The sequence below is a fragment of the Lactobacillus sp. W8093 genome (genome assembly GCF_016100925.1).
GTDB lineage: Bacteria > Bacillota > Bacilli > Lactobacillales > Lactobacillaceae > Lactobacillus > Lactobacillus helsingborgensis.
In genome coordinates this window covers 58,777-68,744 of sequence record NZ_JACFRL010000012.1, presented here as the reverse complement: position 1 = coordinate 68,744, position 9,968 = coordinate 58,777, and the positions used below count along the sequence as shown (strand labels likewise).

The 9,968-nt window shown below is 39.7% G+C and carries 6 protein-coding genes and 19 tRNA genes; all 25 read left to right on the top strand.

Annotated features, from left to right (window positions below; genetic code table 11):
- The first annotated feature begins 87 nt into the window (after positions 1-87).
- The 25 genes from H3T47_RS08680 (at position 88) to rnr (ending at position 9,965) form a co-directional block, all read left to right on the top strand.
- Positions 88-160 (top strand) — tRNA-Val (locus H3T47_RS08680).
- Positions 161-164: 4 nt separating this feature from the next.
- A tRNA-Lys gene (locus H3T47_RS08675) sits at positions 165-237 on the top strand.
- A gap of 12 nt (positions 238-249) precedes the next feature.
- Positions 250-331, top strand: a tRNA-Leu gene (locus tag H3T47_RS08670).
- A 32-nt stretch (positions 332-363) separates the two neighbouring features.
- Positions 364-436, top strand: a tRNA-Thr gene (locus H3T47_RS08665).
- An 11-nt stretch (positions 437-447) separates the two neighbouring features.
- Positions 448-519, top strand: a tRNA-Gly gene (locus H3T47_RS08660).
- Positions 520-529: 10 nt separating this feature from the next.
- Positions 530-615: transfer RNA gene (locus H3T47_RS08655), tRNA-Leu, on the top strand.
- Between the two features lie 9 nt (positions 616-624).
- A tRNA-Arg gene (locus H3T47_RS08650) sits at positions 625-698 on the top strand.
- Positions 699-703: 5 nt separating this feature from the next.
- Positions 704-777 (top strand) — tRNA-Pro (locus H3T47_RS08645).
- A gap of 31 nt (positions 778-808) precedes the next feature.
- Positions 809-882: transfer RNA gene (locus H3T47_RS08640), tRNA-Met, on the top strand.
- A gap of 13 nt (positions 883-895) precedes the next feature.
- Positions 896-969 (top strand) — tRNA-Ile (locus H3T47_RS08635).
- Between the two features lie 40 nt (positions 970-1,009).
- Positions 1,010-1,083, top strand: a tRNA-Met gene (locus H3T47_RS08630).
- Between the two features lie 3 nt (positions 1,084-1,086).
- Positions 1,087-1,160, top strand: a tRNA-Asp gene (locus H3T47_RS08625).
- Positions 1,161-1,166: 6 nt separating this feature from the next.
- Positions 1,167-1,239 (top strand) — tRNA-Phe (locus H3T47_RS08620).
- Positions 1,240-1,246: 7 nt separating this feature from the next.
- Positions 1,247-1,328, top strand: a tRNA-Tyr gene (locus tag H3T47_RS08615).
- A gap of 4 nt (positions 1,329-1,332) precedes the next feature.
- Positions 1,333-1,403, top strand: a tRNA-Trp gene (locus tag H3T47_RS08610).
- Positions 1,404-1,415: 12 nt separating this feature from the next.
- Positions 1,416-1,488: transfer RNA gene (locus tag H3T47_RS08605), tRNA-His, on the top strand.
- 7 nt (positions 1,489-1,495) lie between these two features.
- Positions 1,496-1,567 (top strand) — tRNA-Gln (locus tag H3T47_RS08600).
- A 22-nt stretch (positions 1,568-1,589) separates the two neighbouring features.
- Positions 1,590-1,660: transfer RNA gene (locus H3T47_RS08595), tRNA-Cys, on the top strand.
- A 44-nt stretch (positions 1,661-1,704) separates the two neighbouring features.
- Positions 1,705-1,789 (top strand) — tRNA-Leu (locus H3T47_RS08590).
- A gap of 112 nt (positions 1,790-1,901) precedes the next feature.
- On the top strand, positions 1,902-3,074 hold the full coding sequence (locus H3T47_RS08585) for a glycosyltransferase family 4 protein (protein WP_038521551.1): 1,173 nt from the start codon (positions 1,902-1,904) through the stop codon (positions 3,072-3,074).
- Positions 3,067-4,110, top strand: coding sequence for a glycosyltransferase family 4 protein (locus H3T47_RS08580; protein ID WP_199283186.1), 1,044 nt, complete (start codon positions 3,067-3,069; stop codon positions 4,108-4,110). Before H3T47_RS08585 ends, H3T47_RS08580 begins: the two co-directional genes overlap by 8 nt.
- The gene (locus H3T47_RS08575) at positions 4,110-5,135 is read left to right on the top strand and encodes a lysylphosphatidylglycerol synthase transmembrane domain-containing protein (RefSeq protein WP_199283185.1); all 1,026 of its coding nucleotides are present in this window, start codon (positions 4,110-4,112) and stop codon (positions 5,133-5,135) included. The genes H3T47_RS08580 and H3T47_RS08575 overlap by 1 nt, the downstream gene beginning before the upstream one ends.
- A gap of 69 nt (positions 5,136-5,204) precedes the next feature.
- On the top strand, positions 5,205-7,265 hold the full coding sequence (locus H3T47_RS08570) for an LTA synthase family protein (protein ID WP_199283184.1): 2,061 nt from the start codon (positions 5,205-5,207) through the stop codon (positions 7,263-7,265).
- Between the two features lie 68 nt (positions 7,266-7,333).
- Positions 7,334-7,567: a preprotein translocase subunit SecG gene (secG, locus tag H3T47_RS08565; RefSeq protein WP_038521563.1), complete on the top strand. Its 234-nt coding sequence runs from the start codon at positions 7,334-7,336 to the stop codon at positions 7,565-7,567.
- Positions 7,568-7,640: 73 nt separating this feature from the next.
- A complete protein-coding gene (gene rnr, locus H3T47_RS08560; RefSeq protein WP_199283183.1) occupies positions 7,641-9,965 on the top strand; it encodes a ribonuclease R in 2,325 nt (774 codons plus the stop codon).
- Positions 9,966-9,968: the final 3 nt, after the last annotated feature.

Sequence of the window (9,968 nt, the reverse complement as noted above, 5' to 3'; positions counted from 1 at the left end):
CCATGCCGAACACAGCAGTTAAGCTTCTTCACGCCGAGAGTAGTTGGTGGGAGACTGCCTGCGAGGGTAGGACGCTGCCGTGCTTATGGAGGATTAGCTCAGCTGGGAGAGCATCTGCCTTACAAGCAGGAGGTCACAGGTTCGAGCCCTGTATCCTCCATTCCGAGTCGTTAGCTCAGTTGGTAGAGCATCTGACTTTTAATCAGAGGGTCGACGGTTCAAGCCCGTCACGACTCATGGCCCCATTTTGCGGGTGTGGCGGAATTGGCAGACGCGCTAGATTTAGGTTCTAGTGTTTTCGGACGTGTGGGTTCAAGTCCCACCACCCGTATTCGCCAATAATATATACCATATTTACATCTTGCCGATTTAGCTCAGTTGGTAGAGCATCTGTCTTGTAAACAGGGGGTCGTACGTTCAAATCGTATAATCGGCATTTCATATCTTGCGGAAGTAGTTCAGTGGTAGAACATCACCTTGCCATGGTGGGGGTCGCGGGTTCGAATCCCGTCTTCCGCTTTCATTACTTGCCGGGGTGGCGGAATTGGCAGACGCACGGGACTTAAAATCCCGCGGTTGGTTTCAACCGTACCGGTTCGACTCCGGTCCTCGGCATTTAGTGATGCGCCCTTAGCGCAACTGGATAGAGTGTCTGACTACGAATCAGAAGGTTGAAGGTTCAAATCCTTCAGGGCGCATATCCCGGGAAGTGGCTCAGTTTGGTAGAGCACCTGGTTTGGGACCAGGGGGTCGCAGGTTCGAATCCTGTCTTCCCGATTGTAATCATTACACAACGGTTACATTTGTTGGCGGTGTAGCTCAGCTGGCTAGAGCGTCCGGTTCATACCCGGGAGGTCGAGGGTTCGATCCCCCCCGCCGCTATTTGCTAGAGCTTGGACCTTTAGCTCAGTTGGTTAGAGCAGACGGCTCATAACCGTCCTGTCGTAGGTTCGAGTCCTACAAGGTCCATAAAGTATGGAACTAATTTGTACTTTTATTTATTAATAATCGCGGGATGGAGCAGTCTGGTAGCTCGTCGGGCTCATAACCCGAAGGCCGGTGGTTCAAATCCACCTCCCGCAATATGGTCCATTGGAGCAGTGGTTTATCTCGTCTCCCTGTCACGGAGAAGATCATCAGTTCAAATCTGATATGGACCGTAGGATGGCTCGGTAGCTCAGTCGGTAGAGCAAAGGATTGAAGCTCCTTGTGTCGGCGGTTCGATTCCGTCCCGCGCCATCAGCCTGGAGGAGTAGCGAAGTGGCTAAACGCGGCGGTCTGTAAAACCGCTCTCTCTGAGTTCGGCGGTTCGAATCCACCCTCCTCCATAATAGGGATATAGTATAAAGGTAGTACATCGGTCTCCAAAACCGCTAGTGTGGGTTCAATTCCTACTATCCCTGTTTAACTTCATGGCGGAATTGGTGAAGGGGTTAACACACCGGTTTGTGGATCCGGCATACATGGGTTCGAATCCCATATTCCGCCCTAGCATTGGGATATAGCCAAGCGGTAAGGCACTAGACTTTGACTCTATTATGCGCTGGTTCGAATCCAGCTATCCCAATCTATTATTAATAAAATTCGATGGCGGTGTAGCCAAGTGGTAAGGCAGAGGTCTGCAAAACCTTAATCGTCGGTTCAAATCCGATCCCCGCCTTTATCGGTTCACTCATTGAACTGTTAATTTTAAAATATTGCCATGGCGGTGTGGCGGAATTGGCAGACGCGCCAGACTCAAAATCTGGTGTCCGTTGAGGACGTATCGGTTCGACCCCGATCACCGCTATTATCAAAGCAGCTCTTTTTAAGGGCTGCTTTTGTTTTGGCCGTTATTTTTATATATAAAAATTGCACAAGACTGGTGTAATCTTTATAATACCTTTTATGGAGGTATTCAGATGAATATAGGTATTTTTACCGATTCATATTTTCCACAAATTAGTGGTGTTGCAACTTCGATTAAGACGTTGAAGGATGCTTTGGAGGAGCAAGGACATAATGTGTTTATCTTTACTACTACAGACCCTCATGTCAAAAAGGGGACAGTAGAAGCCAATGTTTTTCGGTTTAGCAGTGTCCCTTTTATTTCATTTACAGATAGACGTGTGGCCTATAGGGGGTTCTTTGAAGCGACGAAAGTGGCGAAGGAAGTTAAACTGGATATTGTACACACACAAACTGAATTTGCTTTGGGAATGATTGGTAAATATGTGGCTCACCAACTAAAAATTCCAGCAGTTCACACATATCACACTATGTATGAAGATTATCTGCATTACGTCTTAAATGGGCATTTGCTTAGACCATATCACGTTAAGCAGTTTACTAATGTTTACTTAAAAAACATGGATGGCGTTATTGCCCCGAGTAAGCGCGTAGAAGCTCTTTTAAAGCGTTATAAGGTAAATATACCTATGAGGGTCATACCGACCGGTGTGGACGTAAATAGCATTAATAAACCAGCTACATTTGATGTAAGAGAAGAACTAGGAATACCAGCTGATGTTCCAGTTTTATTAACATTAAGCAGAATAGCTGAAGAAAAGAAAATCGATCGTATTCTAAATGTGATGCCAGAAATTATAGACGAATTTCCTAAGGTACAGTTGGTGATATCTGGAGACGGTCCAGATCTTGAAGTATTGCAGGAGCAAGTAGAACGATTAACGCTCGAAGATAATGTCATATTTACCGGCGATATACCTCATGAAGATGTGGGTTCATACTACAAAATGGCAGATCTTTTTGTTTCCGCAAGCGATACCGAAACACAAGGATTAACTTATATTGAAGCCTTAGCTTCTGGTACCAGGTGTGTTGTTTATGATACTGATTACACTGAGCAGGTATTTGACAATGATGACTTTGGCAAAGTCTTTAACGGCTCCAGTGAAATGCGTGAAGAAATACTTTCATATCTGAGACAAGGACGCAAGCCAATACCGACGGATAAGCTAGCTGCTAAACTAGATCAAATATCTGCAAAAAGGTTTGCCAGTTCTGTTTACCAATTTTATCAAGATGCAATTGCTAATTACCAAAAGGATCTCAAAGAAAAAATAAATGATTAGAATAAATATGTTTTCACAAGCAGCTTCTGTTAAAGGTCAAGGTGTTGGTTCAGCCTATACAGAACTTATTCGACTGCTTAGGACGCACCTAGTGAACAAATTTTATGTGACCAATAATAAATATGGTAAAAGTGATTTAACGCACTACCATACCGTTAATCCTACTTATTTTGCTAACAGCTTTTCTCCAGCAAGAGGGCGAAAAATTGGCTATGTTCATTTTTTACCTGAGACACTTGAAGGATCAGTAAAATTACCCTCTCTGGCTAAAAATGTCTTTTACAAATATGTAATAGATTTTTACAAAAGAATGGATGAAATAGTCGTTGTTAACCCAATTTTTATTGATAAGCTAGTCAAATACGGTATCAAACGCGAAAACGTTAAGTATATTCCCAATTTTGTAGCTAAAAACGAATTTTATCCGGAAAGTCAGGAAAAAAAGAATTCGTTTCGCCATCAATTAGGTATTCCGCTTGATAAATTTGTTGTTTTTGGAGACGGTCAAGTACAGGCGCGTAAGGGTGTCGATGATTTTGCCAAAATGGCGAAAGCTAACCCTAATATTCAATTTATCTGGGCTGGCGGTTTTTCTTTTGGCAAAATAACTGACGGTTATGACCACTTTAAGAAGTTAGTGGCAGAACCTCCGCAAAACCTAAAATTTACAGGAATTATTGATCGGCAAAAGCTAGTAGATTATCTGAATATTGCAGATTTATTTCTCTTGCCTTCTTATGATGAATTATTCCCAATGTCCGTATTGGAAGCATTTAGCTGCAACACTCCCGTTTTATTGCGTGACCTTGATTTATATGAGGCAATAATTAGCGGCTACTACATGAAAGGCTCAGATTTTACGGAAATGAATAGGCAGTTGCAATTAGCAGCACAGGATCATGCAATTTTAAATAAATACAGCAAGCTGTCTCAAGAGGCAAGTGCAAAATATTCTGAAGATAATCTCGCTCAGATATGGGATGATTTTTATCACGAACAATATGAAATTGGTAGAAAATTAGGACAAATTCACTGATGAATAAAAAACACTTATGGGGCGTAGCCATAGTACTCATAATTAGTGGGATTGTTTTATACGTTGACTTAAAGGGCACTCCGGTTGCGCAGCTAGAGCAGGCAGCTCGTAATATCAATGTGATCGCATTAATCGCCGTATTTGGGTTAATGCTGCTGTCTTATATTTTTGAAGCCAGTATTTTAGCTGTTCTTAGTAAACGCAAAAATGAACCGCAGCGCTCAAAATGGTCTTTCTTCAGAATTCCGTTGATACAGGCTCTTTTTAATGCTATTACGCCAATGTCAACTGGTGGGCAGCCGTCACAACTAGCTGCTATGATCCAAATGGGTATTGAAGGCGGTCGGGCAACTTCACTGCTACTCATGAAATTTATTATTTACCAAATAGTAGTTTTTTTGGCTTATGTTACGACAATTATTACCGGTTTTCACATGGTGGCAACTAAATTTTCCGGGTTAGCTTTTTTTATCGCTGTCGGGTTTTTGATTCATGTGACTTCTATTTTGTTTTTACTGGCAATTCTATTTGCTTACAATTGGACCAAAAATGCTGCTAACTGGCTAATGGATCTACTTGCTAAATTTCTAAATCCAGATCGGGTTAACGTTTGGCGTAAAAATACACTTGAAAAGATTGATACGTTTTATCATGAGAGTCAAAAGTTAAAAAAAGAGCAGGGAAAATTAATAGTTTGTGCTGTTCTCACTGTCTTGCAGCTTTTGTGCTTCTATTCTATTCCTTATATGATTCTAGTAACACTAAATGTTCCGGCAGACTGGGCAAGTGTGACCCAGATGAATATTATGATTATTATGTTCATGGCGATTATACCGATTCCAGGTGCTTCAGGTGGTGCCGAATATAGTTTTCAGACTCTTTTTGCCACCTTTATTTCTACAAACGGAACTTTAATTGTCGGGATGTTTTTGTGGCGTTTTGTGACCTACTTTTTTGGGATGATTTTAGGGATTTTGGGCTGGATATTTAAGCCCCAAAAAGTCGTAAGCCCAACAAATGATTAATTTTTATTAAAATATCTGCACTTATTCGCAGTTAAGGGTAAGATATAAGCTTAGTGAGAGGAGAATAGGATGACACGTATCAGGTCTTTTCTGCAATGGCTGACCGAAACCAAACTAGGCTTTTTTACTATCGTTTTAGGAACTTTTTGGTTAAAGACATACGTAATTTATCTAACAAAGTTTAACTTAGGTGCAGAGGGTGCAATGCAGAATTTTCTGCTGTTTTTAAATCCTTTGCCAAGCGGACTACTTTTGCTAGGAATCGGTCTTTTCTTTAAGGGTAGAAAGTCATATTGGATTATGATTATGATTGATTTCATACTCAGTTTGTGGTTATTTGCCAATATTCTTTATTACCGCGAATTTTCCAACTTTTTATCGTTATCAATTATAAAAACTTCCGGTTCAACTGCTGATAATCTTGGCAAAAGTATTGTTGGAATAACTCGAGTAACAGATTTTTTAACTTTTATTGACATTGCGGCGATCATTGCTCTGATGTGCTTTAAAGTAACTAAATACGATTTGCGTCCATTAAAGCTGAAGTTTAATCTTTTGCTTGAAGGAATTGCCATCCTTCTAATTGGGATTAACCTGCTGATGGCACAAAAAGACCGTTCAGGCTTGTTAACTAGAACATTTGATAATAGTTACATTGTTAAATACTTGGGTATGAATGAATACGCAGTATATGATGCGTTTAAAACTGCTCAAACTAGCGAACAAATGGCCAAAGCAAATGTTTCTGACTTACAATCTGTGAAAAAGTATCTGAAAGTCAATTATGTTAAGCCTAATAAAGCATATAGCGGTGTTGCCAAAGGCAAAAATGTGATGGTCATTCACCTTGAAAGCTTTCAACAGTTTTTAATAGACTATAAGTGGAAGGGCAAGGAAGTAACGCCTAATCTGAATAAGTTATATCATGCTAAAAACACGCTTAGTTTTGCTAATTTTTATAATCAAGTAGGACAAGGCAAGACTTCTGATGCTGAAATGATGCTTGAAAATTCCCTTTTTGGGTTGCAATCAGGTTCAGCGATGTCTAGTTATGGTACTTCCAATACCTTTGAAAGTGCCCCTGCTATCTTGAAGCAGCAACAAGGCTATACAACTGCGGTTATGCACGGTGGGGCTGGCTCTTTTTGGAACCGCAACAATGCTTACAAACAGTTTGGCTATGACTATTTCATGCCACTGTCATATTATGAAAACAAGCCCAAATATTATATAGGATACGGCTTAAAAGATAAGATTTTCTTTTCTCAATCCATTAAGTATATTGAGCGTTTGCCGCAACCTTTTTATCTTAAATTAATTACAGTGACCAATCACTATCCCTATGATTTGGATAAGAAGAACCAGTCAATTGCTAAAACCGAAACTGGTGATGAAACTGTAGATGGCTACGTACAGACAGCCCGCTACTTGGATCAGGCAATAGGTCAATTAATGCGGTGGCTGAAAAAAACGGGTCTAGATAAAAATACCATGCTCGTTTTGTATGGCGACCATTATGGCATTTCAGGCAATCACCACAAGGCGAGTGCAGAATTACTTAAGCAGGATGAATTTAATAATTTTGATAATTTAAAATTTCAGCGGGTGCCGTTAATGATACATATGAAGGGTTTAAGAGGCGGAGTCAAGAAAACCTACGGGGGCGAAATTGACGTCTTGCCAACCCTGCTTAACTTGCTGGGGATAAGCAACAAGGGGACCATTCAATTTGGGCATGATTTGTTAAGTAAAGATGCACCACAAATAGTGGCACAACGTAACGGTGATTTTATAACGCCAAAATATGCTAAAGTGGGAAGCACTTATTATGATACTAAGACTGGGCAAGAAATAATTAAGCCTGACAAGAAACTAAAAACAGAGTTGATTGCGTTGTCAAATAAGGTTACTACTCAGCTTTCTTTGTCTGATCGTGTTATTGCCGGCAATCTTTTACGATTTTATAAGCCTAAATGGTTTAAAAAAGTTAAACCACAAGACTATGACTATAATGAACAGAAGGCATTAAAGCGGCTATATGCAAAAAATAAAACATCTTTGTGGTATAAAAATCAGCAAAAAACAACACAAAATAAATTTAAAACTGATGCTCCTGAACTCAGAAAATAATACTCGAAATTAAATCTATTTTGTGCTAAAATTTATCAGTAACGTATCTGTATATTGGAGGCAGCGCATTGTACAATTTATTTATGACGCTACTAATTATTGTTTCAATCTTAATCGTTATTGCGACAATGATGCAGCCGCAAAAGCAGCAAGATGCATTGAATGCACTCTCTGGCGGTGCAGTTTTTAGTGGTCAAACGAAGAAACGTGGTTTTGAAGCATTTATGGAAAAGGTTACCGCGGTTTTACTGGTTCTCTTTTTCGCTTTTGCTATAGTATTAGCTTATTTGTCTTCAAAATAACTATTGATTCCTCCCGCTCTCAAACGATGGGAGGACTTTTTTTATCTTTTATTAAGGAAATGGAGTTAAGTGCATGGCACAAAACGAGAATATCTTAGCCAATGTTTTAGAGATTTTTCGTCATAATCCTAAAAAACAATATCAAGTAGAGCAAATTGACCGTATGTTGCGCCGAGACAGGCTTGGCAGTTTTTCAGATATGGTCAAAGCCTTATCCTACCTTGAGCAAAAAAAGAAAATAATTACTGATGGCAACGGTCATTACCAATTGGCTGAAGAAAATACTGAAGTTGAGGGTGACTTTAAAGCCAACAGTAAGGGTTTTGGCTTTGTCAAACTGGATGATGAAGAAGCAGACGATATCTTCATTGCCCGAGATTATACCGCATACGCTGTAGATGGTGACCGCGTTAAAGTTAAAATAACGGCTGGTGGCAATCCTTGGAATGGTAAAGGACCTGAAGGACAAATTAGAGAAATTCTTGAGCGTGGCACTAAAACACTTGTAGGAGAATTTCATCCTTTAACAGATGCTCAAGTAAAAATCAGTCATTTTATTGGTTATGTTTTAAGTGCAAATAAAAAACTTGCCAATTACCGGGTTTATGTCAAACAGGATAGTTTACATCCGCAAAAAAGTGATATTGTCAAAGTTTCCATTTCAAGTTATCCCGATAAAGATAATCCGGACTCAATGACTGGTGTTGTTACTAATATCATTGGTAATAAAAACTTGCCTGGTGTTGATATTATGGCAATTGTTTCAGAACATGATGTTCGTACGGAATGGTCTGAAGACGCACTTACACAATCTAATGCCATTCCAGATCAGGTCACTGAAGCCGAAATGGCAGACCGCGAAGACATTCGGAATCAGCCTGCAGTTACGATTGATGGTGATGATTCCAAAGACTTTGACGATGCAGTTGTTTTATGGAAATTGCCGAATGGTAATTTCCATTTGGGCGTTCATATCGCTGATGTTGCTCATTATGTTCAGGAAAATTCCCCATTGGATAAAGAAGCTTTTACCAGGGGTAACAGTACCTATTTAGTTGATCGGGTGATTCCCATGTTGCCATTCAGATTGTCTAATGGGATTTGTTCTTTAAACGAAGGTCAAGATCGACTGGTATTATCTTGTGAGATGGAAATTTCACCTGAAGGCGAAAGAGTTAATTACCGCATTCATCCTTCTGTTATGCGGTCACATGGTCGTATGACCTATAACAATGTTAATAAGGTTTTGGATCCTGAAAACCATGAGCAATTGGAGGAAAAATACGTTAAACTTGCTCCAATGCTGCAGGATATGGCAGAATTGCATAACGTGCTATACCAAAAAAGACATCAGCGTGGTGCAATTGACTTTGAAGAACCTGAGGCAAAAATTATAGTTGATGATCAAGGCAAGCCAACTGACATTGTATTGCACAATCGCGGTATTGCCGAAAAAATGATTGAATCTTTCATGTTGCTGGCAAATGAAACCGTCGCTGAAGATTTTTATCGTAAGCATGTACCATTTTTATATCGTGTACATGAAACGCCGGATGGTGAACGCATCAAAAGCTTTTTTGAATTTTGTAGTGCTTTTGGTCTGCATATTACAGCTGATCCTAATCACGTTAAGCCAATTGACTTGCAAAAAGTAGTGGCCAAAACCACGGATACACCTGAAGAAGCAGTTGTGCAGATGATGATGCTGCGTAGTTTAAAGCAGGCGCATTATTCAGAAGAACCGCTAGGACACTTTGGTCTTGCCGCCAAGTACTACACTCACTTTACTTCACCAATTAGGCGATATTCTGATTTAATGGTGCACAGAATGATTCATGCTTATAGTGAAAAAGGGACAAATCAGAAGGTGCAGGATCATTTTGCCAATTATTTACCAGAAGTGGCAGATCAAACTTCAACTCAAGAAAGAGTATCGGTTGATACTGAAAGAGAAGTAAATGATTTAAAGATGACTGAATTTATGGCAGATAAGGTGGGAGACCACTTTGATGCTGTTGTATCTTCGGTAACTAGTTTTGGAATGTTTATTCAATTACCAAATACAGTTGAAGGATTAATTCATATTTCAAATTTGACTGATGATTTTTACAGTTATAATGAAAAAAGTATGACTTTAACTGGTCGGGGTACTCATAAACAATATCATGTGGGGATGCCGCTAAAAGTGACCCTCACTAATGCTAATGTTGAACAGCACCAGCTTGATTTTGAAATTTATGATCCCAACGCACCTAAGAAGCGGCATAATAGTGGCGGTTTTAAAAATGAAAGACGTGGTAATCGCGGATTTCGCAACGATCATGCCCATAAGGGTCACTATCGCAACAATTTTCAAAAAAATGGCAATCATCCACACTTAAGTAGATATAAACATTAGGTT

What these genes read in the sequence shown, in the direction of transcription:
- H3T47_RS08570 (WP_199283184.1), top strand. Translation starts at nt 5,205, where the DNA reads ATGACACGTATCAGGTCTTTTCTGCAATGGCTGACCGAAACCAAACTA.
- H3T47_RS08585 (WP_038521551.1), top strand. Translation starts at nt 1,902, where the DNA reads ATGAATATAGGTATTTTTACCGATTCATATTTTCCACAAATTAGTGGT.
- H3T47_RS08580 (WP_199283186.1), top strand. Translation starts at nt 3,067, where the DNA reads ATGATTAGAATAAATATGTTTTCACAAGCAGCTTCTGTTAAAGGTCAA.
- H3T47_RS08575 (WP_199283185.1), top strand. Translation starts at nt 4,110, where the DNA reads ATGAATAAAAAACACTTATGGGGCGTAGCCATAGTACTCATAATTAGT.
- rnr (WP_199283183.1), top strand. Translation starts at nt 7,641, where the DNA reads ATGGCACAAAACGAGAATATCTTAGCCAATGTTTTAGAGATTTTTCGT.